At 58.7% G+C, this 25,909-nt stretch carries 17 protein-coding genes; 13 read left to right on the top strand and 4 right to left on the bottom strand.

Annotation, left to right across the window (positions count from 1 at the left end; translation table 11 throughout):
- The first annotated feature begins 3 nt into the window (after window positions 1-3).
- On the top strand, window positions 4-1,233 hold the full coding sequence (locus VCA57_RS00945; RefSeq protein ID WP_411183080.1) for an acyl-CoA dehydrogenase: 1,230 nt from the start codon (window positions 4-6) through the stop codon (window positions 1,231-1,233).
- Window positions 1,234-1,617: 384 nt separating this feature from the next.
- Here VCA57_RS00945 and VCA57_RS00940 read toward each other — a convergent pair whose 3' ends face one another.
- Together VCA57_RS00940 and xthA are read right to left on the bottom strand one after the other, a co-directional pair.
- Window positions 1,618-3,000, bottom strand: coding sequence for a phosphate ABC transporter substrate-binding/OmpA family protein (locus VCA57_RS00940; RefSeq protein ID WP_411183079.1), 1,383 nt, complete (start codon window positions 2,998-3,000; stop codon window positions 1,618-1,620).
- 104 nt (window positions 3,001-3,104) lie between these two features.
- A complete protein-coding gene (gene xthA, locus VCA57_RS00935) occupies window positions 3,105-3,920 on the bottom strand; it encodes an exodeoxyribonuclease III (RefSeq protein ID WP_411183078.1) in 816 nt (271 codons plus the stop codon).
- A gap of 143 nt (window positions 3,921-4,063) precedes the next feature.
- Between xthA and VCA57_RS00930 the strand changes: the two genes are divergently transcribed.
- The 5 genes from VCA57_RS00930 (at window position 4,064) to tpx (ending at window position 12,448) form a co-directional block, all read left to right on the top strand.
- On the top strand, window positions 4,064-4,705 hold the full coding sequence (locus tag VCA57_RS00930) for a GNAT family N-acetyltransferase (protein WP_411183077.1): 642 nt from the start codon (window positions 4,064-4,066) through the stop codon (window positions 4,703-4,705).
- Between the two features lie 85 nt (window positions 4,706-4,790).
- Window positions 4,791-6,518: an autotransporter assembly complex protein TamA gene (locus VCA57_RS00925; protein WP_411183076.1), complete on the top strand. Its 1,728-nt coding sequence runs from the start codon at window positions 4,791-4,793 to the stop codon at window positions 6,516-6,518.
- Entirely contained in the window at window positions 6,515-10,183 is a 3,669-nt protein-coding gene (locus VCA57_RS00920) for a translocation/assembly module TamB domain-containing protein (RefSeq protein WP_411183075.1), read from the top strand. The genes VCA57_RS00925 and VCA57_RS00920 overlap by 4 nt, the downstream gene beginning before the upstream one ends.
- Window positions 10,184-10,462: 279 nt before the next feature.
- Window positions 10,463-11,806 carry an alanine/glycine:cation symporter family protein gene (locus VCA57_RS00915; protein WP_411183074.1) on the top strand — a complete coding sequence of 448 codons (1,344 nt, stop codon included), beginning with the start codon at window positions 10,463-10,465 and terminating at the stop codon, window positions 11,804-11,806.
- A gap of 141 nt (window positions 11,807-11,947) precedes the next feature.
- Window positions 11,948-12,448 (top strand): thiol peroxidase, encoded by a 501-nt coding sequence (tpx, locus tag VCA57_RS00910; protein ID WP_411183073.1) that lies wholly within the window; start codon window positions 11,948-11,950, stop codon window positions 12,446-12,448.
- A gap of 68 nt (window positions 12,449-12,516) precedes the next feature.
- On the opposite strand, the gene VCA57_RS00905 is transcribed toward tpx, so the two are convergent.
- Complete coding sequence (locus tag VCA57_RS00905) at window positions 12,517-13,512, bottom strand: aldo/keto reductase (RefSeq protein ID WP_411183072.1); 996 nt, start codon at window positions 13,510-13,512, stop codon at window positions 12,517-12,519.
- Between the two features lie 111 nt (window positions 13,513-13,623).
- On the opposite strand from VCA57_RS00905, the gene VCA57_RS00900 reads away from it, so the two are divergent.
- From VCA57_RS00900 to VCA57_RS00880, 5 genes are all read left to right on the top strand, one after another.
- On the top strand, window positions 13,624-14,526 hold the full coding sequence (locus VCA57_RS00900) for a LysR family transcriptional regulator (RefSeq protein ID WP_411183071.1): 903 nt from the start codon (window positions 13,624-13,626) through the stop codon (window positions 14,524-14,526).
- A gap of 172 nt (window positions 14,527-14,698) precedes the next feature.
- Entirely contained in the window at window positions 14,699-15,928 is a 1,230-nt protein-coding gene (locus tag VCA57_RS00895) for an MdtA/MuxA family multidrug efflux RND transporter periplasmic adaptor subunit (RefSeq protein WP_411183070.1), read from the top strand.
- Entirely contained in the window at window positions 15,925-19,023 is a 3,099-nt protein-coding gene (locus tag VCA57_RS00890) for an MdtB/MuxB family multidrug efflux RND transporter permease subunit (protein WP_411183069.1), read from the top strand. The genes VCA57_RS00895 and VCA57_RS00890 overlap by 4 nt, the downstream gene beginning before the upstream one ends.
- The gene (locus tag VCA57_RS00885; RefSeq protein WP_411183068.1) at window positions 19,020-22,127 is read left to right on the top strand and encodes an efflux RND transporter permease subunit; all 3,108 of its coding nucleotides are present in this window, start codon (window positions 19,020-19,022) and stop codon (window positions 22,125-22,127) included. Before VCA57_RS00890 ends, VCA57_RS00885 begins: the two co-directional genes overlap by 4 nt.
- Window positions 22,124-23,602: an efflux transporter outer membrane subunit gene (locus VCA57_RS00880; protein WP_411183067.1), complete on the top strand. Its 1,479-nt coding sequence runs from the start codon at window positions 22,124-22,126 to the stop codon at window positions 23,600-23,602. The genes VCA57_RS00885 and VCA57_RS00880 overlap by 4 nt, the downstream gene beginning before the upstream one ends.
- On the opposite strand, the gene VCA57_RS00875 is transcribed toward VCA57_RS00880, so the two are convergent.
- Window positions 23,550-24,401, bottom strand: coding sequence for a LysR family transcriptional regulator (locus VCA57_RS00875; RefSeq protein ID WP_411183066.1), 852 nt, complete (start codon window positions 24,399-24,401; stop codon window positions 23,550-23,552). The genes VCA57_RS00880 and VCA57_RS00875 overlap by 53 nt on opposite strands.
- A gap of 109 nt (window positions 24,402-24,510) precedes the next feature.
- Here VCA57_RS00875 and VCA57_RS00870 point away from each other — a divergent pair, with 109 nt between their 5' ends.
- Together VCA57_RS00870 and VCA57_RS00865 are read left to right on the top strand one after the other, a co-directional pair.
- Window positions 24,511-24,678 (top strand): hypothetical protein, encoded by a 168-nt coding sequence (locus VCA57_RS00870; protein ID WP_411183065.1) that lies wholly within the window; start codon window positions 24,511-24,513, stop codon window positions 24,676-24,678.
- Window positions 24,671-25,903, top strand: coding sequence for a CynX/NimT family MFS transporter (locus tag VCA57_RS00865; RefSeq protein WP_411183064.1), 1,233 nt, complete (start codon window positions 24,671-24,673; stop codon window positions 25,901-25,903). The genes VCA57_RS00870 and VCA57_RS00865 overlap by 8 nt, the downstream gene beginning before the upstream one ends.
- The last annotated feature ends 6 nt before the right edge of the window (window positions 25,904-25,909 follow it).

Below are 25,909 nucleotides of genomic sequence, written 5' to 3'. Positions count from 1 at the left end.
TCCATGGATTTCGCCTACTCCCCTAAGGTTCAGCAACTGCGTGAGCGCGTTACCGCGTTTATGGAGACCCATGTCTATCCAGCCGAAGCCGTATTCGAGCAGCAGGTCAATCAAGGCGACCGTTGGCAGCCCACCGCAATCATGGAAGAGCTAAAGGCCAAGGCCAAAGCCGAAGGCTTGTGGAACCTGTTTCTGCCGGACTCTGAGCTGGGTGCCGGGCTGACCAATACCGAATATGCGCCGCTGGCCGAGATCATGGGCAGCTCGTTGATTGGTCCAGAACCGTTTAACTGCGCCGCGCCGGACACCGGCAATATGGAAGTGTTGGTGCGTTATGCCAACGACGCGCAAAAGGAGCAGTGGCTCAAGCCGTTACTGGACGGCACCATCCGCTCAGCCTTCGCCATGACTGAGCCGGGCGTTGCCTCATCTGATGCCACCAACATGCAGGCCAGCGCTGTGCGCCAGGGTGATGAGTGGGTGATCAACGGCCGTAAATGGTGGACCTCGGGCGCTTGCGACCCACGCTGCAAAATCATGATTTTTATGGGCCTGACCAATCCGGACGGCCCGCGTCATCAACAGCACTCAATGATTCTCGTGCCGATGGACGCCCCAGGCGTGAAGGTGGTGCGTCCGCTGCCGGTATTCGGCTACGACGATGCGCCGCATGGCCATGCTGAGGTGCTGTTCGAGAACGTGCGTGTTCCCTACGAGAACGTGCTGCTGGGCGAAGGGCGCGGCTTCGAGATCGCTCAAGGTCGCCTGGGCCCAGGCCGGATTCACCACTGCATGCGCTCCATCGGCATGGCCGAGCGTGCACTGAAGCTGATGTGCGAGCGCTCGATCAACCGTACTGCTTTCGGCAAGCCGCTGGCCCGCCTGGGTGGCAATATTGATCACATCGCCGACTCGCGCATGGAGATCAATATGGCGCGCTTGTTGACCCTGAACGCGGCGTACATGATGGATACCGTGGGCAACAAAATTGCCGCCAGCGAAATCGCCCAGATCAAAGTGGTAGCACCGAACGTGGCGCTGAAAGTGATCGACCGGGCGATCCAGATGCACGGCGGTGCAGGGGTCTCCAATGACTTCCCGCTGGCCTACTGGTACGCCATGCAGCGCACCCTGCGCCTGGCCGATGGCCCGGACGAAGTGCACCGTGCGGCAATTGGCAAGTTCGAGATCGGCAAGTACGTGTCTAAAGACGTGATGAAAGCCAGCCGCTAAGGCCCCGGCAATAAGCACAAGGCCCGCAGTTGCGGGCCTTGTGCATTGTGCTTAACGAAGTAATCCAGGCGGGGCAGACTCATCATTGAGGTTGGCGTTTTGTTCTAACCAAAGCAGGCGCATATGCAGTTGAGCCGCAAAGCTGCGTGCTGCTAGCTCCTCATGAAAGGTCAGAGCACGACGGCCAACGCGCACTTGCCAATGCAGGCGGCCATGTTGCATCTGTGGCTCGATGACAACTGCGCTTGGGGGCAAATCCTTCAATCTTTCACCCTGATACTCGGCGGTTTAACCGCGACAATATCACGCCGCAGATCAGTGCGCTGAGGCTCATACACAGGCATTAATCCTTACCCGCATACGTTCTTGGCGCGGCTGAAGCAGTCAGTAGACCCAGACTTCCACACGGCGATTTTTGATTCGCCCCTCATCCGCATTGTTGGCGGCCACGGGTAGCTCATCACCCATGCCGATAATGTCGCGAAAGCTAACCCCACTCTTATTCAGCTCACGCCGTACCGCCATGGCCCGCAGCTTGGATAACAGCTCGGCTCGGGCTGGATCGGCCTTTGCATCGCCGAAGCCAACCAGCACCACCTTGCCTTTTAGTTTGTCTTGCTCGTGCAGGTAAGCCATCACACGGTCGAGATCACGGCGAGCCTTGTTGTCGATAGTGGCGCTGCCTTCCTGAAAACGGAAGTTCACTGACAGCCGCTGAGCATGCTTGGCCAGATCTTGGTAATCGGCTGGCATATTCGCTTGGACGGGGATGGTGACAGCTTGCACCGTCTGCGCGATAAAGCCGTTTTGCTCGACAATTGCCTGGCCGCGCGGGCTTTGCGCGAACTGCACCAGAGCGCGAGCCCAAGGGTTAGTCGATTGTGGCGGGTTGTATAAAAACAGCCGACGCGATAGCGGGTAGTCCTCGGTGGCTATCAAGGTCAGGGTGGGCAGCATCGGTTGTGAATCGCCGGCCGCGATGGCCACGGCTTTGGCCTGACGGATATACGGCAGGCCGATAAAGCCGATGCCGTTGCGATCCTGGCTGACCGCATCGGAAAGTTTTTCGCTGGACTCAAAACGCTTGGCGGTGGCAGACAGGGTTTTGCCATTGGCGCTGAGTACCAGCTCCTTGAAGGTGTCATAAGTGCCGGATTTGTCATCGCGGGCATACACATGAATGGCCCCGGCTGGCGCCGCTAGTTGCGCCCAATCGGTAATCTCGCCGGCGAAAATCTGCGCCAATTGCAGCGTATTCAAGGCGCTGATGGGGTTGCCCGGATGCAGGATGATAGCTAAGCCATCCAGCGCGATAATCTGTTCGGCTGCCGCGCTTTTCAGGTCGCCCAAGGCCTGCAAACTAGCGGCTTCGCTGTCCTTGATAGGCCGTGATGCGGCGGCCAGTTCTGCGCTGCCATCGGCTAATGAGGTAAACCCGGTGCCCGAACCGTGGGCGGCGATAGCAATGCTTACGCTACGACCATCGGCCGTGTTACCGAGCACTCTTTGCTCGTTTTCCACTGCGCCGGTTTCAATGTGCACGGCGCTCAGGCCTTGTTCTTCGAGTAGCCCTTTAACCAGCGCAGGCCCCAGCTTTGCGCCGATGGTGTTGGAACCCTGAATACGCAACACGCTGCCGTTATCGGCGGCAGTTGGCAGGGCAGCGAAAACCGACCAGGGCAGGGCATAGCAGATTGAACCGAGCAGCAGAAAGCTGACGGTGCGAATCCAGGTTTCGCGGTCGGAAATAGAACGGGGGCGGGACATGCGGCAAACACCTTGTATGGGTGAGTGAAAGTGCCGCGACGATAAGACAAACAAGTGACTGCAATATGACAGTCACTGATTTACGCGCCCGCTCTACGCTGGGCTTACTGGCCGAGTTGCAGCCAGATCGGCGCATGGTCTGAAGGCTTTTCCATACCGCGTAGGTCGTAATCGATACCCGCATCCTGGATTCGCGGCTGCAACGTTAGCGAGGCGAGGATTACATCGATACGCAGGCCACGCTTGGGCTCGTCCTCAAAGCCCCGGCTGCGGTAATCGAACCAGCTAAAACGGTCATTCACCGCTGGGTTGAGACTGCGGAAGCTGTCGACTAGGCCCCAGTTTTTCAGGCTGGCCAGCCATTCGCGCTCTTCTGGCAGGAAGCTGCACTTGCCGGTTTTCAACCAGCGCAGGCGATTTGGCTCGCCGATGCCGATGTCGCAATCTTCTGGGGAAATATTAATGTCGCCCATCACCACCAGCGCCTGCTCTGGGCTGAACTGGCTTAGCAGCAGGTTTTGCAGGTCAGCATAGAAACGTTGTTTGGCCGGGAACTTGGTTGGATGGTCGCGGCTCTCACCTTGCGGAAAGTAGCCATTCATCACGGTTACCGGGTTGCCTTGGGCGTCGGCGAAGGTGCCATAGATAAAGCGCCGCTGGGCATCTTCGCCATCACCGGGAAAGCCTTTATGCAGGCTCAAAGGCTCTTGGCGCGAGAGCAGGGCCACGCCGTAATGGCCTTTCTGCCCGTGATAATGCACGTGGTAACCCAGTTTGCGGATGTCTGCCTCAGGGAACTGCTCGTCAGCCACCTTGGTTTCCTGCAAGCCAATGACATCCGGTTGGTGCTTGTCGATCAATGCGGCCAGTTGATGCGGGCGTGCACGCAGGCCATTGATATTGAAGGAGACGATCTTCATGGGCGGCGGTCCTGAATAGGGCGTTGGAAAAGCCGCGATGCTAGCCCATTGCGGGCGCTACCGGCCAGCTTATGGCGGCAGCGGATGCACGGTGCTAACGTGACAGCAGGCCCGATAAATCAACAACAACCGAGGTCAAACACATGCCTAACAGTCTCGCCGAAGTTCGCATGCTCGATAGGGGGTACGCGCGTGAGGCGCGCTCGCTGCTGTATCAAGCCTATCGCCACGACCCTACCTTCGCCTACCTGTTCGAAGCCGAGCGGCCAGGTTATGACCAACGCGTGCGGGCTACCGTGCGTGAGTTAGTGCAGCAGCATTTTGCCGAAGACTTACCAGCCATTGGCCTACTGATTGATGACCGCTTAATCGGTATGGCACTGATCGCACCGCCGCAGCGGCGTATGGACATCACCGAAAGCTGGGCTTGGCGCATGCGCATGCTGCTAACGACAGGTTTTCGTTGCACCAAGCGCTATTTGGAATACCACGATGCGGTGATTGCCTGCTTGCCACCGGGGCCTTACCACGTGTTGCCATTGCTTGGGGTGCATCCGCAATATCAAGGTAAACACCTGGGTGAGCAGTTGCTCGAAGCGCTGCACAACTGGTGCGCGGAAGACGCCAGCTCACAAGGCGTGGTGCTCGATACAGGCAACGGCCACTACCTGGATTTCTACAAACGCCAGGGTTACGAGGAAGTCGGTGAGGTGGCCATCGGGCCAATCATCGAACACGTATTCTTCCATCCCAGCCCACAACTGGCGATCAAGGCCAGCGCCTGAAAATAGCGTGCTCGGTGTGGTTGGCTACCCACCGAGTCGCACTGATGAACTAAATCGGCCTTGAGCTCGTGCTAGCATCTGCGCCATGCCTGCTTTCCCAAACCTTCTCGTCGGTCTTCTCCTTATGTTGCTGAGTGCTACGGTCCTGGCCGAAGCGCAGTTGCGCGTGCGGGTTGAACCGGCCAATGCGGCGCTAAAAAGCAATATTGAAGGCTATATCGGCAGCGTGGGCGAGCGCGATGCTGAGGCCTTGCAACGCTTTAGCCGGGTTGCCGAAAGCCAGGCAGAAAAGGCCGCACAGGCCTTGGGCTACTACCAGGCGATAATCAGTACGGAGGTCCGCGAGGGCAGCACGCCACGGCTCACCGTGCATGTACAACCGGGTGAGCCGGTGCATTTACGTGACGTGGTGGTGCGTGTTGAAGGCCCCGCCACGCAGCTAGCTGCATTTCGACCGCCGAATGACCCACAGCTACGCAGTGGAGCGCAACTTAACCACGGTCGTTACGACGCCGCTAAGCGTGAAATCCAGAATCAGGCATCGCGCTATGGCTTCTTCGCGGGGCGCTTCACTCAGCAACGCCTGACCATCGACCCGGATGCCGGCGTTGCGGATATCGAACTGGTTTACCTCAGCGGCCCACGCTACCAACTCGGTGAGGTGCATTTTGCCGGTGACGCTCCGCTTGATGATCAGTTGCTACAGCGCATGGTGCCGTTTCCGGCCAATAGCCCCTATGACTCTGTGCTGATTGCTGAGCTGTATCAGGCGCTACGTTCCAGCGGTTATTTTGAATCGGTGCAAGTGGACGCCAACCCAAGCAGTGCAGAGGCCGAGCAGATCCCGGTGCAGGTTCAGTTAGAGATGCGTAAGCCGCGCAGCATGGGACTGGGCTTGGGCTTTTCGACCGACGTCGGGCCGCGTGGTCGGGCCAACTGGACCCGGCACTGGGCCAACCCGCAGGGGCACAGCTACGGCGCGGAGTTCGAGTTATCCGCTCCACGGCAAAATATTGGTCTGTGGTATGACGTACCCCTTGATCCGCCGTTGACCGATAAACTGCGTGTGGCTGGCGGCTATCAAGCCGAAGACTTGGCTGATACCGATAGCAGCAGTCGTCTCCTGACAGTCGGCCCTGAATGGCACAGCAAACTGGATAACGGCTGGCAGCGGGTGCTGTCACTCAAGTGGCGGCATGAGCAGTACGATTTGGGCGATGACGCGGGCACTAGCACGCTGTTGATGCCGGGGCTGAGTTACTCCTACCTGCACAGCGATAATCAGATCGACCCCAACTACGGCTACCGGGTGCAGTTCGATTTGGCCGGCGCAGCCAAAGGGCTGTTGTCCGATGCCAATGTGCTTAACGGCAATATTCAGCTCAAAGGGCTGACCACAGTATTCAAGCGGCACCGAATTCTCGGTCGGGTGCAGGTGGGCGGCACTGAATCCAATGGTTTCACCAAGGTTCCGCCGTCACTGCGTTTCTTTGCCGGGGGCGATCAAAGCGTGCGCGGTTATGACTACCAAAGCCTGTCCCCGGAAAACAGTGAGGGCGATAAGGTCGGCGGGCGTTATCTATTTACCAGTAGCCTGGAATATCAATACAGCTTGACCGAGCGTTGGCGAGTGGCGAGCTTTTTTGATCAGGGCAATACCTTCGATTCGCTGCAACTGCCCTCGCTGAAAAGTGCCGTGGGTGTTGGCGTGCGCTGGGTTTCGCCACTCGGCCCGCTGCGTCTAGACCTTGCCCACCCGCTGGATGATCAAGGTGGCATACGCCTGCATTTTTCCATGGGACCGGAACTGTGAAGCCTGTTCTGCGGCGAACACTGTTCGCGCTATTGGGGTTGTTGCTGGTATTGGCGCTTAGCTTGGCGCTGCTGCTCGGTACGCAGGGCGGTAGCCGCTGGTTATTGGCGCAGGTGACTGGGCTGCAGGTTGATGGTTTCAGTGGTCGCTTGGCCGGTAGCTGGAGCGCTCAACGGCTGCAGTGGCAGCAGGGTGATGACCGCGTTCAAGTGCTGACCCCTAGTCTTTCCTGGTCACCTAGCTGCTTACTGCGTCTTACGCTGTGTATCGAGCAGTTGCAAAGCGGGCCGGTCAGCCTGGTCTTTCCCGATGATGGGCAGCCCAGTAGCGAACCATTCAGCCTGCCGGATCTCAGCTTGCCGCTGGCGCTGCGTGTAGAGCAGGTACAGCTCGCAAGTCTGCAACTCAATGGCGTTGAACAGTTGCAGCAGCTCCAGCTTGCTGCGCGCTGGACGGCACAGGGCATGCAGATTGAGCACCTCAGCCTGCATGCTGCCGAGCTGCAGCTGGCATTGCAGGGGCAGCTACAAACCAGCGGTAACTGGCCCTTGCAACTCACCGGTCAACTGCAACTGCCGGCACCCGAACAACAGGCCTGGCCCGTGGCGTTGCAACTCAGTGGTGAGCTGCGGGAGCGAGTGCAACTTAGCGCCAGCAGCAGTGGCTATTTGCAGGGAGAACTTAACGGTTGGTTGCAGCCTTTAGCTGAGCATCTGCCCGCACAGTTGCAACTGCAGGTCGCTGCCTTCAAAGCCAGCGCCGATATGCCGGATAGCCTCAACCTGGAACAGCTTGAGCTGCATGCGCAGGGCGATCTGCAAGACGGTTATAAAGTCACCGGCAAGGCCAGCCTACCAGCAAGCGAAGGGCCGATTGCGCTGGCGCTAGCGGGCTTGCTCAAGGCTGACGGCGCGGCAATCAGCAACTTGAGTCTGACCGCCAGCCCCGAGCAACAGGTGCAGCTCAGTGGCCAGCTGAACTGGCAGCAAGGGCTGAGCCTGGACAGCCGCTTCAATTGGCAGAACTTCCCATGGCAGCGCCTGTATCCGCTGGCTGAAGAGCCACCAGTGTTGTTGCGTACGCTAACCGGTGAGCTGGCTTATGAAAATGGCAACTACCTCGGCCATTTCATCGCGGATCTAGACGGCCCGGCAGGTGCCTTCAACCTACAAAGCCCATTGAGTGGCGACTTGCAGCACCTATATCTGCCCGAGCTGCGCCTGCAAGCCGGGCAGGGCCGCGCTGAAGGTCAGGTCAGTCTGGGTTTTGCTGAGCAACTGAGTTGGGATGTGCGCCTGCAGTTGAGTCAACTCGATCCGGCGTATTGGCTGGCTGGTTTACCTGGCAATTTGGCGGGGCCACTGAATAGTTCTGGCAGTCTGGTCAAGCAACAGCTCAAGCTCAATGCAGACATCGATCTCAATGGCCGTTTGCGCGGTCAGCCGGCCAAGTTGCTGGCGAAATTTGCTGGTGGCTTGGAGCAGGGCGAGCTAAGTGTTTTGGATCTGCGCCTGGGGGATAACCGCATCAGCGGCAAGGCCGCTTTGCAGCAACAACTGAATGGTCAGTTACTGATTGCGATGCCACGATTGGGTCAGCTTTGGCCAGGCTTGCAGGGGCAACTCAAGGGCCAACTGGACCTGGCCGGCAGCCTACAGGCACCTCAGGGCCAGTTGCAGCTGCAAGGTCAGCGGCTGGCCTATGACGATCAACGCCTGCGGCAGCTGAAACTCGATGCCAGCCTGAATAGCGCCCAGCATGGTCAGCTAACGCTGGATGCGCAGGGGATCCAACTCGGTGAGACGGACCTCGGCCAGCTTACCGCTAATGCAGCCGGTGACCGGACGCAGCAAAACCTTGAGTTGCAGCTGCAAGGCCCGTTACTGCAAAGCCACTTGGCCCTGGCCGGCCAGCTGGATAAAGGCAACTGGCGCGGCAGCCTGAGCAAGGCTGAGGTGCAAAGCGGCGGTCAGGACTGGCGTTTGCAACAGCCGGCCACACTGCTGCGACTCGCCAGTGGCCAGCTCACGCTGGGCGCACATTGTTGGCGTTCAGGTGACGCCAGCCTGTGCGCAACGGAGCAGCGCCTGCTGCCTGAACCGAAGCTCAACTATCAACTCAGCAACTTCCCCATGGATAGTCTGGCGGCGCTATGGCCCAAGGATTTCAGCTGGCAAGGCCAGCTCAACGGCCACTTGCAGTTGGAGCTGCCGAGCAGTGGTCCGAATGGCAGCCTGGAGCTGGATGCGGGCAGTGGTGTCTGGCGCATTCGTGAGCAACAGCAATGGTTGGAATTTGCCTACGACAGTCTGCGTCTGAGTACGCAACTGCGCCCACAACGGATCGACAGTTCGCTGCAGCTGCACGGCCCAGCCATCGGTGAGCTGACTCTGCAGACTCAGCTTGACCCTCGGGCGAAGAACAAACCGTTATCCGGCAGTTTCCGCCTAAACGGCCTGGACCTGGCACTGGCCCGCCCGTTTGTGCCGATGGTTGAGCGCATCGCAGGGCAACTCAACGGGGCTGGCACCTTGTCAGGTGGGCTGCTGGCACCACAGATCAACGGCAACCTGCGCATAGAGAATGGCGAAATAGCCGGTGGTGAGTTGCCGATGAACATCGAGCAACTGCAGCTGCAGGCGCAGATTGAGGGTGAGCGGTTACAGCTGGAAGGCGATTGGCGCAGTGGCGAGCAGGGTCAGGGCAGCCTGAATGGCGAGCTGAGTTGGGCCAATGGGTTGCTGGTGGACATGCAACTGAACGGCAACCGGCTGCCCGTGACGGTTGAACCCTATGCAACGCTGGAAGTTGAACCCGATCTGCGCGTGCGCCTGCGTGATGAGCAGCTGTCGGTGGCGGGTAAGGTGCTGATCCCTAGCGGCAAGATCGAAGTCCGCGAATTACCGCCCTCGACGGTGCAGATTTCCAGCGATGCGCGGGTAATCGGTCACGACAGCTCAACGCAGCAGTCCACGGCGATTGCCATGGATATTGACGTTGAGGTCGGTCAGCAACGCTTGACCTTCAGTGGTTTTGGTCTGGATGCCGAATTGTTGGGCCGTGTGCATATCGGCAATGACCTCGACACCCGCGGCGAGCTGAGTTTGAACAAGGGCCGTTTCCGCGCCTATGGCCAGCGTTTGAATGTACGCCGAGCGCGCTTGATGTTTGCCGGGCCGATCGACCAGCCATTTTTGGATATCGAGGCAGTGCGCAAGGTCGATGACGTGACGGCTGGCCTACGCCTCAGCGGTAATGCTGCACAACCGACCAGTACGGTATTTTCCGAACCGGCCATGAGTCAGGAGCAGGCGCTGTCTTACCTAGTGATGGGGCGACCGTTAGGGCAGGGCGGTGGTGATAACAACATGCTCGCACAGGCCGCTTTGGCCTTGGGCATGGCGGGTAGCACCCCGCTGGTTAATAACCTGGCGCAAGGCCTTGGCATCAGTGATTTCCAACTCGACACCCAAGGCTCTGGGGTGACCACCAGCGTGATCGCCAGCGGTAATCTGTCAGAGCGCCTGAGCCTACGGTACGGCGTAGGGGTATTTGAGCCGGCCAACACCATCGCTTTGCGCTACGAACTAAGCCGCAAGCTCTATCTTGAGGCTGCCAGCGGACTGGCCAGCTCCTTGGACTTGTTCTACCGTCGCGACTTTTAGGCCATGTTTCTGCGGGGTAACACTGGATTGAGCCAGTTACTTCGCGTTTAAATTGCATGTCTCGCTCAAAACGTCTGAGCGCTCAAGTCTAAACAGTGAAAACCACTACCACAGTCTTCATATACTGGCCGCCGCTGATAGCCGGGCAGCCATTGTGCTGGCTGGTATAGCCCGATCTGCTGCTGGTGCGCCAACCCTGCAGACAGCAGCGCCTACACGGCAATCGGATAAGCGCAGAGGTACCCGCCTCGCGTTCACTAGAAGAATAAGGAAATAAGCATGGAATTCATCAACACCCTGGTCAATCAACTCAACGGCGTGGTGTGGGGGCCACCCATGCTGGTGATGATTCTCGGTACTGGCCTGTTCCTCATGTTGCGTCTGAAGTTTATGCCGCTGAGCAAGATCGGCGCAGGCTTTAAGCTGATGTGGCAGGGCCGTAAAAAAGACGACGCGGAAAGCGGTGAGATCAGTCCGTTCCAAGCGCTGATGACCTGCCTGGCGGCCACCGTTGGTACCGGCAACATTGCCGGTGTTGCCACCGCTATCTTCCTTGGCGGCCCGGGTGCGTTGTTCTGGATGTGGTGCACCGCGTTGGTGGGGATGGCCACTAAATACTGTGAAGTGGTGCTGGCTGTGCATTACCGCGAGAAAGATGAGCGCGGCGAGCACGTTGGCGGGCCGATGTACGCGATCAAGAATGGCCTGGGCAAAAAGTGGCTATGGCTGGGTACTGCGTTTGCCATCTTTGGTGGTTTCGCCGGCTTTGGTATCGGCAACATGGTGCAGGTCAACAGCATGGCTGCTGCTCTGCAAACCACCTTCAATGTGCCGCTGTGGGTCACTGGTGTAGTGACCATGGTCTTCGTCGGTATGGTGATCCTTGGCGGTATCAAACGCATCGGTAAAGTGGCAGCGACCCTGGTGCCATTTATGTGCGTGGCTTACATCATCGCTGCGTTCGTGGTGCTGGTGGTCAATGCCTCGGAGATTCCGGCAGCCTTTGAAATGATCTTCACCTACGCCTTCAGCCCAGCGGCTGCTACCGGTGGCTTTGCCGGTGCGGCAGTGATGGCGGCGATTCGCTTTGGTGTGGCGCGCGGGATCTTCTCCAACGAGGCCGGCCTGGGTACTGCAGGTATCGCACAAGCGGCGGGCACGACCAACAGCCCGGTGCGCTCGGGGATGATCGGCATGCTCGGGACCTTTATCGACACCATCATCATCTGCTCGATGACTGGTCTGGCGATCATTACCTCCGGCGTATGGACCAGCGGTGCCAGCGGTGCAGCACTCTCGGCGGCAGCCTTCGAGCAGGCCATGCCGGGCGTGGGTGGTTATATCCTGACTATCGCCCTGGTGGTGTTTGCCTTTACCACCATCCTCGGTTGGAGCTATTTCGGTGAGAAGTGCTGGGAGTACATGGTCGGTACCAAGTCGATCCTGCCATTCCGCATTCTGTGGGTGGTAGCGGTGCCATTTGGCGCAATTGCGCAACTGGACTTCGCCTGGCTGGTCGCAGACACCCTGAACGGTCTGATGGCGATTCCTAACTTGCTGTCATTGCTGTTGCTGAGCCCTATCGTGGTCAAATTGAGCAAAGACTATTTCGCGAAAAACTGATGTGTCATCAGGGCTAGCAAGGTAGTCTGAGTTTTTTGCCAGACCGGTTCGCCGGTCTGTAAGGGCGTGAACTTGCCATTTGCGGGGTTCACGCCCTTACTTGCTTCCACTCCCTTAAATCCACAGATAAGGATCTACCCCATGGCACAAGTCACTCTCAAAGGTTCTCCGGTTGAAGTCGCCGGTCAACTGCCACAGGTTGGCCAGCAAGCCCCGGCCTTCAGCCTGGTCGCAGGTGACCTGAGTGATGTGAGCCTGGCCAGCCTGGCCGGCAAGCGTAAAGTTCTCAACATCTTCCCAAGCGTTGATACCCCAACCTGTGCTACTTCGGTGCGCACTTTCAACAGCAATGCCAGCCAACTGGCCAACACCGTGGTGCTGTGCATTTCCACCGACCTGCCGTTCGCCCAAGCGCGTTTCTGCGGTGCTGAAGGCCTGCAGAACGTGATCAACCTGTCGACCATGCGCGGTGCTGAATTCCTCAAGGATTACGGCGTTGCGATTGCTAGCGGTCCGCTGGTAGGCGTTGCCGCCCGCGCGGTGGTGGTGCTGGACGAGAATGACAAAGTGCTGCACACCGAGCTGGTCGCGGAAATTGCTGACGAGCCGAACTATGAAACAGCCATGGCTGTGCTCAAGTAACGGCGTGACGTTGTGAAAAAGCGGCCTACCTCGGTAGGCCGCTTTTTTTATGGCGTAAACAATCTGGATTACTGAGTAAGCATGGCCATCGACTCAGGCGAATAGCGCTCACCCGCAGCAGCCTGTGGAGGAAAAACCGCACTGATTGCGGCGAGCTCTTCAGGGCTCAAGGTGATCTCCAGTGCAGCGATGTTTTCCTCTAGATAACGCCGCTGTTTGGTCCCCGGGATGGGCAGCAGGTCATCACCTTGAGCCAGTACCCAAGCCAGCGCCAGTTGTGATGCTTTGACGCCTTTGTCTGCGGCGATCTCTTCCACCTGTTTCACCAGTTGCAGGTTGCGCGTGAAGTTTTCACCCTGGAAACGCGGGCTGAAGCGCCGATAGTCGTCAGCAGCAAAATCCTCCGCGCTTTTAAAGGCACCCGTGAGAAAGCCTCGACCCAAGGGGCTGTAAGGCACAAAGGCAATCCCCAAGCGACGGCAGGTGGCGAGCACCTCATTTTGTTCTGGGTCTCGCGTCCAGAGTGAATACTCACTCTGCACAGCACTGATTGGATGCACGCGATGGGCGCGCTCCAGGGTTTCAGCAGCCACTTCACTCAAGCCGAGGTAACGCACCTTGCCCTGCTGCACCAGATCGGCCATGGCGCCAACGCTGTCTTCAATCGGCACGTTGGGGTCGATGCGATGCTGGTAATACAGGTCTACATAATCGCTATTCAGGCGTTTTAGGCTGCCAATAATCGCTTGCTGAATATACGCCGGGTGTCCACTGACACCGCGTTTTTGCGGGTCGCTAGGGTCACGCAGCAAGCCAAATTTAGTGGCAATAAAGGCCTTCTGACGTTTGCTCCCAAGCGCATGCCCCAATAGCTGCTCATTACTGTGTGGGCCATACGCATCGGCCGTGTCGAAAAAATTCAAACCCAGCTCCAGAGCCCGATGCAGGGTGGCAATCGACTCGGCCTCATCGACGTTACCCACATAAAACTCACTCATGCCCATGCAGCCCAAACCAATGGCAGAAAGCTGTGGGCCATTACGGCCAAGCAAACGGGTTTTCATGGAAATGTCCTCATCGGTAGATAGAGGAACCAGCTTGCAGCTTGAGTAACGGTGAATAAACCGGTTAAAAGGTCTTTCACTATTTGCTTAATCAAAACAATCAGGTGTTCCATGGATCGATTGTTAGCCATGCGTGTGTTTACCCGCATTGTTGAACTGCAGGCTTTTGGTAAAGCCGCTGACAGCCTCGCATTGCCACGTGCGTCCGTGACGCAACTGATCAAACAATTAGAAGCCCACCTTGGGGCCGCTTTATTGCATCGCACAACACGGCATGTCAGCCCGACACTCGATGGGCAGGCTTACTACCAGCGTTGTGTGGCGTTGCTCGCAGAGCTGGATGAGCTTGAAGAGGCGTTTGCCGAGGGTGGTACGCGTCCCCATGGCAAGCTGCGGGTGGATATGCCTGCTTCACTTGCCCAGCGCGTGATCGTGCCGGCACTGCCTGATTTCATGCAGCGCTACCCGCAGATGGAACTGATACTGGGCGCCAATGACCGCCCTGTGGATCTGATTCGTGAAGGCGTCGACTGCGTTTTACGTGCAGGAGAAGTGCATGACACCCGCCTGGCTGCGCGGGCGATTGCCAACTTGCGCCAGGTTACCTGTGCCAGTGCAGGCTATCTACAAAAGCACGGCACACCAGGCAGCCTGGCTGAACTACACGGGCACCAGGCCGTGAATTTTTTCTCGGCACTAACGGAGCGCTGTTTTGCCCTGGAGTTCATCGTGGATGGCGCTCTGGTAGAGATGTTGCTGCCGGCGCGTATCAGCACCAGCAGTGCTGAAGCCTATGTCGCCGCGTGTGAGGCGGGGCTGGGCATCATCCAGGTTCCGTACTACCACGTGCGTAAGCAACTAGAGCAGGGCGGCTTGCACGAGATACTCGCCGATGTGCCGCCGCCAGATCTTCCGCTTACCGCGTTGTATCCGCCACATCGCCAGCTTTCCCCACGTGTGAGGGTCTTTATCGATTGGTTGATTGAGCTATTCGCCGTGGCCGAAACCCGTTGATTCGTTGCTTGAGGCGCTGAGCACACCCAGCAAAGCTCAGATTAATTGACGAATTTTATTTGCGTATCAGACATTTAGTTACGTAAGGGAAAGGTAAATAGCCGGTAAAGAGGCTTTGCAGACTGGCTGATAGTCAATATCGTTCACGCTCTCCAAGGAAGTGATCGTTGCCATGCCTGATACACAGTCCACCCTCCGTCCTCGTAACCTCTCGCGCCAATGGCTGATTGGCCTGCTATTGCTTGTCCTACTGAGCGTGTTGCTCTGGTGGTTTTGGCCAAGCAAGCCGCAATCACCGCCAATGCGCGGCGGGCCTTTCGGCGATATGGGGGCCGTGCCGGTGCGTGTGGCCAGTGTCAGCCAGGGCGACTTCCCGGTTGAGCTCAAAGCCCTGGGGACCGTCACTGCCTATAACACGGTGAATGTGCGTGGCCGGGTGGATGGTGAGCTGGTCAAGCTGCTGTTTAAGGATGGTCAGCTGGTTAAGGCGGGCGATCTGCTCGCGGTGATCGACCCACGCTCCTACGAGATAGCCTTGCAGCAAGCCCAGGGCGCGCTGCAGGAGCACCAGGCGCAACTGCGTAACGCCGAACTAGACCTGAAACGTTATCGCGGCCTGTACGCCGAAGACTCGATTGCCAAGCAAACCCTCGACACCCAGGAAGCGCTGGTAAACCAATACCGCGGTAGCCTTAAGAGTTTGCAAGCCGATGTTGCCACTGCACGGCTCAATCTCGATTTCACCCAGGTACGCGCACCTATCAGCGGACGCCTCGGCATCCGTCAGGCGGATGTCGGCAACCTGGTCGGTTCCGGCGATACCCTACCGTTGGTGGTCATCACCCAAACCTTGCCAATTTCTGTGATGTTCACCTTGCCGGAAGCCGAGCTGCCAGCCGTGGTGCAACAAATTCGCGCGGGTAAAACCTTGGCTGTTGAGGCCTGGGGCCGCAGTGAAAAACTCAAATTGGCCGAAGGCGAGCTGGAAAGCATCGACAACCTGATCGACACGGCCACCGGTACAGTCAAGCTCAAGGCACGCTTCGCCAATGCCGAGGAAATGCTCTTTCCCAACCAGTTCGTCAACGTACGCCTGCGGGTGAAAACCCTGCAAAACGTCACACTGATGCCCGCAGCAGCGTTGCAGTTTGGTGCCAGCGGCACCTTCGCCTATGTGGTCGATGCTGAAGACAAAGTGCAGCTGACCCCCATCAGCGTCGGCCCCAGCGATGGCCAACTGAATGTGGTCGAGCAGGGCCTCAAGCTGGGCGATCGCCTGGTTCTTGAAGGCACTGACCGCCTGCGTTCGGGCAATAAGGTTGAAGTCATCGACGACAAACCTGCCGTGCCACCGTCTGAGCCAGCAACGCTTGAGGGCAAGGGAGCGCCGCGCGCCCAATGAACGCCTCACGCCTGTTTATCCTGCGCCCGGTCGCCACCACGCTGATCATGCTGGCGATTTTCTTGAGCGGTCTGATCGCTTACCGGCTGCTGCCCGTATCAGCGCTGCCGGAAGTGGATTACCCGACGATTCGGGTGATGACCCTGTATCCCGGAGCCAGCCCGGACGTGATGACCAGTGCGGTCACTGCACCGCTGGAGCGCCAGCTTGGTCAGATGGCCGGGCTGAAACAAATGTCCTCAACCAGTTCCGGCGGCGCATCGGTGATTAGCCTGCGCTTTAACCTGGAAGTGAAACTGGATGTCGCCGAGCAGGAAGTACAGGCCGCGATCAACGGTGCGAGCAATCTGCTGCCCAGCGATCTACCTGCGCCGCCGGTATACAACAAGGTCAACCCGGCGGACACCCCGGTACTGACGCTGGCCATCAGCTCCAAATCTATGCCGCTGCCTAAGGTGTTCGATTTGGTGGATACCCGGTTGGCGCAAAAACTGGCGCAAACCAGCGGTGTCGGCTTGGTCAGTCTGGCTGGCGGACAAAGGCCTGCCGTGCGCCTGCGGGTCAACCCGGAGCTGCTGGCGTCCTATGGCTTGAACCTCAGTGATGTACGCACGCTGATCACTGACAGCAACGTCAACCAGCCCAAAGGCAACTTCGACGGGCCGACTCGGGTGTCGCAACTGGATGCCAACGATCAGCTGAAATCTGTCGACGAGTATCGCGAGTTGATCCTCGGCTACAAGGACGGCGCAGCTTTACGCCTGAAGGACGTCGCGGAAATTGTCGATGGCGCGGAGAACCAGCGCCTGGCGGCCTGGGCCAATCGCAACGAAGCGGTGCTGGTTAATGTGCAGCGCCAGCCTGGGGCCAATGTCATCGACGTGGTCGACCGCATCCAAACCCTGCTGCCCAGCCTGACCAAGAGCCTGCCGGCCAGCGTTGAGGTCAGCGTGCTGACGGATCGTACGGAAACCATCCGCGCGGCAGTAACCGGCGTGCAGCATGAAATGCTCCTGGCCATCGCCCTGGTGGTGCTGGTGACCTTCCTGTTTCTGCGCAAGCTCTCGGCCACCCTGATTCCGTCCATCGTCGTGCCGCTGTCACTGATTGGCACCTTCGGCGTGATGTACCTCGCCGGCTTCACCATCAACAACCTGACGCTGATGGCCCTGACCATCGCCACCGGATTTGTGGTGGACGATGCCATCGTCATGCTAGAGAACATCGCCCGGCATCTGGAGGAGGGCGAAACACCGCTGAATGCCGCGTTGAAAGGTGCCAAGCAGATTGGCTTTACCTTGGTGTCGCTGACCATCTCGCTGATTGCCGTGCTGATTCCGCTACTGTTTATGGCCGATGTGGTCGGGCGGCTGTTCCGCGAGTTCGCCATCACCCTGGCGGTGGCGATCCTGATTTCCTTGGTGATTTCGCTGACCCTGACGCCGATGATGTGCGCGCGCCTGCTCAAGGCAGAAAAGCCTGAGGAAGAAGGGCGCTTCTACCGTGCAGCCGGCGCAGTGATTGACGGCATGATCGCCCGCTACGGTGTGTGGCTGACCTGGGTGCTCAAGCATCAACCACTGACCCTGCTGGTCGCCATCGCCACCCTGGCGCTGACCGTGGTGTTGTACTTGGCGGTGCCCAAGGGCTTCTTCCCGGTGCAGGACACCGGCGTTATTCAGGGTATTTCTGAAGCACCACAGTCAATTTCCTTCCGGGCCATGAGCGAGCGCCAACAGCGCCTGGCCGAGGTGGTTCTGCAGGACCCAGCCGTTGCCAGCCTGTCGTCCTATATCGGTGTGGATGGCGATAACCCAACGCTGAACAGCGGTCGCCTGCTGATCAACCTGACGCCACGGGCCGAGCGTAATGTCAGCGCCAGCCAGATCATCGAACGCCTGCGCCCCGAGTTGGCACAGATTCCCGGTATTGAGCTGTATCTACAGCCGGTGCAAGACCTGTCCATCGAGGATCGGGTCAGCCGTACCCAGTTCCAGTTCAGCATGGAATCACCGGATATCGATTTGCTCGAAGAGTGGGTGCCTAAACTGGTCAGCGCGTTGCGCCAGCAACCGGAACTCACCGACGTAGCCAGTGACCTGCAGAACCGTGGCCTGCAGGTGTATTTGCAGATCGACCGCGACATGGCCGGCCGCCTCGGGGTGAGTGTGGCGGATATCGATAATGCCCTCTACGACGCCTTCGGCCAGCGGCAGATTTCCACGATCTACACTCAGGCCAGCCAGTACCGCGTGGTGCTGGAAAGCGAGAATGCCGGCAGTATCGGCCCGGCGGCGCTACGGCAGATTCACGTCAAGGCGGCTGATGGCCAGCAGGTCGCGCTGTCGAGCCTGGCGCAGATTGATCAGCGGGCTGCTAGCTTGCTGATCAATCATATCGGCCAATTCCCCGCGGCCACCCTGTCATTCAACCTGGCCAGCGGCGTATCGCTGGGTGATGCAGTGGCGGTAATCGAACGGGTTGAGCAGGAGATTGGCGTGCCAACAGCCGTGGAGAGCCGCTTCCAGGGCGCAGCGGAAGCCTTCCGTGCCTCGCTGTCGAGCACGTTGCTGCTGGTTTTGGCGGCCATCATCACCATGTACATCGTGCTCGGCGTGCTTTACGAGAGCTATATCCACCCGATTACCATCCTCTCCACCTTGCCTTCGGCTGGAGTTGGCGCGCTGCTGGCGTTGCTGATAAGCGGTAATGAGCTGGGTCTGATCGCGATCATCGGCATTATTTTGCTGATCGGCATCGTCAAGAAGAACGCGATCATGATGATCGACTTCGCCCTCGACGCTGAACGTAATCAGGGCATGCAACCGGAAGCAGCGATCTACCAAGCGGCGCTGCTGCGTTTCAGACCGATTCTGATGACCACCCTGGCTGCGCTGTTCGGCGCGATCCCGCTGATGTTGGCGACCGGTTCTGGCGCTGAATTGCGCCAGCCGCTGGGCTTGGTGATGGTCGGTGGGTTGCTGCTTAGCCAGGTGCTGACGCTGTTCACCACGCCGGTGATCTACCTCTACTTCGATCGCCTTTCGCGGCGCATCAGTGGTCGCACTGCGGCCGGGCTTGTGGTCAGCCGATGAACCTCTCTGCGCCCTTTATTCGTCGGCCAGTCGCCACGTTATTGCTGAGCCTGGCGATTATCCTGCTCGGCGGCGTGAGTTTTGGTTTGCTGTCGGTAGCGCCGTTGCCGCAGATGGATTTCCCCACCATTACCGTGCAGGCCAGCCTGCCGGGTGCCAGCCCGCAGATCATGGCCTCCAGCGTGGCCACGCCTCTGGAGCGCTCACTCGGTACCATCGCCGGCATCAGCCAGATGAACAGCCGCAGCAGCCAGGGCAGCACGCGGATCATGATCCAGTTCGATCTGGATCGCGATATCAACGCCGCCGCCCGCGAGGTGCAGGCCGCCATCAATGCCTCGCGTGATCTGCTGCCCAGCGGTATGCGCAGCATGCCGACCTACGCCAAGATCAACCCGTCGCAAGCACCGATCATGGTGCTGTCGTTATCCAGCGATGTACTCAACAAGGGCCAGTTGTACGACGTGGCGTCGACCATCCTGGCGCAAAAACTGGCTCAGGTAACCGGGGTTGGGGAAGTGCAGATTGGCGGCAGTTCACTGCCTGCTGTGCGCGTATCCCTTGAGCCGCGTTTGCTCGATCACTACGGCATTGCCCTCGATGAGGTGCGCCAGAGCATCAGCGCGGCCAACGCCAAACGGCCGAAAGGTGCGGTGGAAGATGACGAGCAGCATTGGCAGGTGCAAGCCAGCGATCAGTTGGAAAAAGCCGCCGATTACCTGCCGCTGATTCTTCACTACCAAGACGGCGCAGCGGTGCGCCTGGGCGATGTGGCGACCGTTACCGATGGCGTTGAAGACCGCTACAACAGCGGCTTCTTCAATGACGAACAAGCCGTGTTGCTGGTGATCAACCGGCAGACTGGAGCCAATATCATCGAGACCATCGCCGGCATTCGTGAGCAGTTGCCGGCGCTGCAAGCGGTGATCCCAGCCAGTATCACCTTGCAGGTGGCCATGGATCGCTCGCCGGTGATCACCGCCACCCTGCATGAGGCCGAACAAACTCTGCTGATTGCTGTGGTGCTGGTGATTCTGGTGGTATTCGCCTTCCTTGGCCGTTGGCGCGCGGCGCTGATTCCGGCGTTAGCCGTGCCGGTCTCGCTGGTCGGTACTTTTGCGGTGATGTACCTGCTGGATTTTTCCCTGAATAACCTGTCGTTGATGGCGCTGATCATCGCCACTGGACTGGTGGTGGACGATGCCATCGTCGTGTTGGAGAACATCTCGCGGCATATCGAAGCCGGTGAAACGCCCATGGCAGCGGCCTTCAAGGGCGCACGCGAAGTGGGCTTTACCTTGCTGGCGATGAACCTGTCGCTGGTCGCAGTGTTTATCTCGATCCTGTTTATGGGCGGCATCGTCGAGCGCTTGTTTCGCGAGTTTTCCATCACCTTGGCGGTGGCCATCGTGATTTCCCTGCTGGTATCGCTGACCCTGACGCCGATGCTCTGCGCCCGCTGGCTCAAGGCCGAAACCGTCGCACACCAGCCCAGCGCCATGCAGCGTTGGGGCGGGGCCGTGCAGGCGCGGGTGTTAGGGTGCTACCAGCGCAGCCTGGACTGGGCGCTGCGGCATTCGTTGCTGATGCTGTTCAGCCTGTTGGCGACCATTGCGCTGAACATCTTTCTGTTTGTCATCGTGCCGAAGACCTTTATGCCGCAACAGGACACGGGCCAGCTGATCGGTTTTATTCGTGGCGATGACGGTCTGTCATTCCAGGTGATGCAGCCGAAAATGGAAATCTACCGCCGCGCTGTACTGGCTGACCCTGCGGTGGACAGCGTGGCGGGCTTTATTGGTGGCAGTGGCGGAATCAACAACGCCTTTATGATCGTCCGTCTCAAACCAATCACTGAGCGCAAGATTAGCGCCCAGGCAGTGATTAACCGTCTGCGCAAAGAGGTGCCGAAAGTGCCGGGTGGGCGGATGTTCCTGATGCCCGATCAGGACTTGCAGATCGGCGGACGGGAAGGGCGCAGCTCGGAAAACGAGTTCATGCTGATGTCCGGAGATCTGGACCAATTACGCAAATGGTTGCCGCCCGTGCGCGAGGCGCTGCGTGCCTTGCCTGAACTGACCGATATCGACGCCAAGGAAGTCGAGGGCACCCAACAGATTCGTCTGGTGGTTGAGCGCGATGTGGCCAAGCGCCTGGGCGTGGACATGAACATGATCACCGCCGTGCTGAATAATGCCTTCAGCCAGCGGCAGATTTCGACCATCTATGACAGTCTCAATCAGTACAGCGTGGTCATGGAGATCAACCCGCAGTTTGCCCAGTACCCGGAAACCCTCGACCAGATTCAGCTAATCACTGACGACGGTGAACGGGTGCCGTTATCCAGCTTTGCCCGCTGGGAGCGCAGCCTGGAGGAAGACCGGGTGAGTCACCAAGGGCAATTTGCCGTGGAAAATATCGGCTTTTCCCTGGCCGAAGGGGTCAGCCTGGATCAAGCCAGCCTGGCGATTAATACCGCTATTGCCAGGCTTGGCTTGCCAACTGAAGTGCAAGGCGTACTCGGTGGCACCGGCGGAGCCTTTCAGCAGACCCAGCAAAACCAGCCGTGGATGATTCTGATGGCCTTGGTCGTGGTGTATATCGTCCTAGGCGTGCTGTACGAGAGCTATGTGCATCCGCTGACCATTCTGTCTACCTTGCCCTCGGCCGGGGTTGGCGCATTGCTTGCGCTGCAACTGATGAGCATCGAGTTCAGCTTGATTTCACTGCTCGGTCTATTCCTGCTTATCGGTATCGTTAAGAAGAACGCCATCCTGATGATCGACCTGGCGCTGCAATTGGAGCGTCAGCAACACATGAGCCCCGAGGCGTCGATTCGCCAAGCCTGCCTGCTGCGCTTTCGGCCCATCATGATGACCACCCTGGCGGCGATTCTTGGCGCGCTGCCGCTAATGCTGAGCACTGCCGAAGGTTCGGAAATGCGCCAGCCGCTCGGCATCACTATTGTGGGGGGCTTGGTGCTGAGCCAACTGCTGACCCTGTACACCACCCCAGTGATCTATTTGTATTTCGACCGCCTGCGCCATCGGGTTAACCGCTGGCGCGGTGTGCGCACTGACGCTGCTCTGGAAACCCCGCTATGAATGTTTTCGCTGCCTACCGTTTACCCACTTTGTTGGCCTTGAGCTTGGCCCTGAGTGCCTGCGCCATCGGCCCGGATTATCAGCGCCCGCAGCTGCAAACCCCAGCGCAGTTCAAACAGATTGAAGGCTGGACCCAGGCCAAGCCCGGCGATGTGTTGGAGCGCGGCAGTTGGTGGCAGTTGTATGGCGATACCGAGCTGAATGCGCTGGTTGAGCGGTTGAATATTTCCAACCAGAACCTGGCCGACAGCGAGGCACAGTACCGTCAGGCCCGTGCGTTGGTTCGTGGTGCACGAGCGGAGTTCTACCCCAGCTTGTCGAGCAGCGCCGGCGCTACCCGCAGTAGCGAGGGCAGCGGCACTACGACAACCTCTGGAGGTATTAGCAAGAGCTACGACCTGAGCCTGAATGCTGCCTGGGAGCTGGATATCTGGGGCAAACTGCGCCGTTCGTTGGAGTCCAGCCGTGCCGATTATGAGGCCAGTGCCGCCGATCTGGCTGCACTGAAGCTCAGCCTGCAATCAGAGCTGGTGCAGAATTACCTGCAACTGCGCGTGCTGGATGATCAACAGCGCCTGCTCGATGCCACGGTCGCGGCCTATGCGCGCTCGCTGAAACTCACGGAAAACCAGTACAACGCCGGCATTGTGCCGAAATCCGATGTCAGTCAGGCCTTAACCCAGCTTAAAAGCACCCAGGCGCAAGCTATTGATTTGCAATGGCAACGTGCCCAGTTGGAACATGCGATTGCTGTGCTGATAGGTGTACCACCAAGTGAGCTGAGCATTGCCGTACGCGAGCAATTGCCGGTGTTGCCAACAATTCCTGTGGCGTTGCCATCACAACTGCTGGAGCGCCGCCCGGATGTGGCCGCCGCCGAACGCCGGGTGATGGCCGCCAACGCCGATATTGGCGTGGCTGAAGCAGCGTGGTATCCGGACCTGACTATTTCCGCCAGCGGCGGCTACCGTGGCAGCAGCTTTGCCGACTGGATCGACTTACCCAATCGTTTCTGGTCTATCGGACCACAGCTGGCGCTAACGTTGTTTGACGGAGGCTCACGCAGCGCTGAGCTGGAGCGCACGGAGGCGGCTTACGATCAGACTGTGGCGCAATACCGTCAGTCAGTACTCGACAGCTTCCGTGAGGTGGAGGATTACCTGGTGCAGCTGCGCGTGCTGCAACAGGAAGCAGTGGTGCAACAAGAAGCGCTGGACGCCGCCCGCGAATCCCTGCGTCTGATCGAAAATCAGTACCGAGCAGGAACAGTCGACTTCAACAGCGTGGTCAGTGTGCAGGCTACAGCGCTGAATAATGAGCGTAACAACCTCACTCTGTTGGGCAGTCGTTTGACCGCCAGCGTGCAGTTGATTGCCGCGCTCGGCGGTGGTTGGCAGCAACAGCTGTTGCTGGATGAGCCGCCTAAGGCTGCATCCCAGACTGCTCCTGGCACAGATGGTACAGCCGCTCCTTGAGCAGGGTGCCGGCCTGGCCTAGGTTGGGCCGGGCATACAGCACCAGGTGCATGCCCTCGATAGCCGGTAGGCTGTCGATGACCTGGTGTTCAGCCTGCAGGACGCGGCGTGGTAGCAAACTTATCCCAAGGCCAGCAGCAACCGCGGCGCAGACGCTGGCCAGGCTGGCACTTGAATAGCTAATACGCCAGTTGCGGGCCTGCATTTCCAAGGTCTGGAGCATTTCCTGGCGATACAGACCACCCGGGGCAAATACCGCCAGTGCTAGCGGTTCACGTGGCCAGGCCGGGCTATGCCGGCTGTCCACCCAACACAACGGCTCCGGCCAGGCGGCCAGGCAATCATTGCCGGGGTTCATCTGCTTACTCAGCAGCAGGTCAAACTCGCCTTCGCGGTATTGCCGTAGCAGTTCTGGGCTGAGCCCGCTGCTTACCTCTAAACGCACACTGGTTTGCGTGTCGGCAAAATCGGCGAGCAGCGGCATCAGGCGTTCAGCGGCAAAATCCTCCGGAACGCCGAGGCGCAGTACCCCCTGAATTTGCTGGTTACGCAGCACATCCTCGGCCTCATCGTGCAGCGCCAGAATGCGCCGGGCATAGCTGCACAGTTGCTCGCCTTCTGCGGTCATCAGTATCTGCCGCGCGCTGCGATCAAGTAGACGGCAGCCAAGGTTGTCCTCCAGTCGGCGTATTTGCTGGCTAACGGTTGATTGGGTGAGGTGCAGGCGTTCAGCCGCACGGGTGAAGTTAGCGCAATCGGCCACGGCAACAAAACTGCGCAAGAGCAGATGATCGAGCATCAAAGTATTCCTAGATCAACTTGTAAGCATGCTTATATTTAATTTCAGCATACTTTGTGGCAGCGGGATAATCAGCGCGTTATTGATTAGCTAAATGATGAGTGCATGCATGGGTTGTGATCGCGATTTTCTTGAGCAGGCCATCCGCCTGGCTGAAGTCAGTAACCAGATGACCGCTAGATTTGATTCCTTGGCGCAGCAGGGTCTGCGCATTGAACATGCCGCCCACAGCGCCATAACCCCTGCGTATCAATGCTGGTATGCCCAGCATGCTTAAGCAGTCGTTACGCCATGCCGGCCCTGGTCTGCGTACGTGCGCCTGGGTCGGGGTTTTGGTTGTTCTGGCGCTTAATCTGCGACCGAGCCTGACGTCTATCAGCCCGCTGCTGAATGACATTCGCAGCAGTGTTGGTATGGGTTTTCAGATGGCCGGCCTGCTTACCACCTTGCCGGTGGTGTGCATGGGCTTGGTGGCGCTGCTAAGTGCCCAGGTCGAGGTCCGTTTAGGTGAGGGCAGGGGCATTGCCCTCGGTTTGCTGTGTATTTTGCTGGCTTGTGCGGCTCGTGGATTAATCGATCACAGCGGGCTGCTGGTGTGCTCGGCCTTGTTGGGTGGTTTGGGGATTGCGCTGATTCAGGTGCTAGTCCCTGGGTTGATCAAGCGTCGCTTTGTCGGCCGCGTAGCTCTGGTGATGGGCATCTATTCGGCGGCATTGATGAGCGGCGGTGGCCTCGCCGCCTGGTTTAGTCCGCGTCTAGCGAATAGCTTCGGCCATTGGCATGCCGGGCTGGCTCTATGGGCTTTACCCGCGTTGCTCGCCTTGCTGCTATGGCTGCAAACACCCTGGCGCGCCGCACAAAGCCTATCTGTCGAGCAACGACTGAGTCGGTTTATCCGCAATAAACGCGCCTGGACGCTGGCGTTGTATTTTGGCTTCAGCAACTGCGGTTATATGGCTGTTGTGGCCTGGTTGCCGGCCTACTACCAGCACTTGGGCTGGAGCAGCCAGAACAGTGGCGCGTTACTGGCCTGGATGACGGTGTTTCAGGTGTTGGCTGCGCTGGGCATGCCAGCGCTTGCCCAACGTATGCGTGAGCGCCGTGGTTTGCTGAGCTTCAGCCTGATGACGCAATTGTTGGGTTTTACCGGGCTATTGCTCGCCCCACAACAGGCTGCACTACTGTGGGTGGCGCTGATCGGTTTCGGGCTAGGTGCGTGTTTTGCGTTGAGCTTGATTCTCACCCTGGACCATTTGCAGGAGCCTAGTGCGGCGGGTCAGCTAGCTGCTTTTGTGCAGGGATTTGGTTTCCTAATCAATGCGCTTGCTCCAGCCGCCGGTGGTTTGCTGCGCGAAATGACCGGCGGTTTTTCCACAACGTGGTTGTTGATGATGGCCAGCATCACCTTGATGCTGGCGCTAACGCAGCGTTTTAGCCCCGCCAGTTACTGGCGCATTTCCACCAATGCTCAACAGCCACCCAGCATTGTCGCTTGCGGGTAAGCGGCG

The sequence above is a fragment of the Pseudomonas sp. genome, assembly GCF_046581935.1.
Classification (GTDB): domain Bacteria; phylum Pseudomonadota; class Gammaproteobacteria; order Pseudomonadales; family Pseudomonadaceae; genus Aquipseudomonas.
Note: the sequence above shows the minus strand (reverse complement) of the source record. Positions and strands in the feature narration are given on the sequence as shown.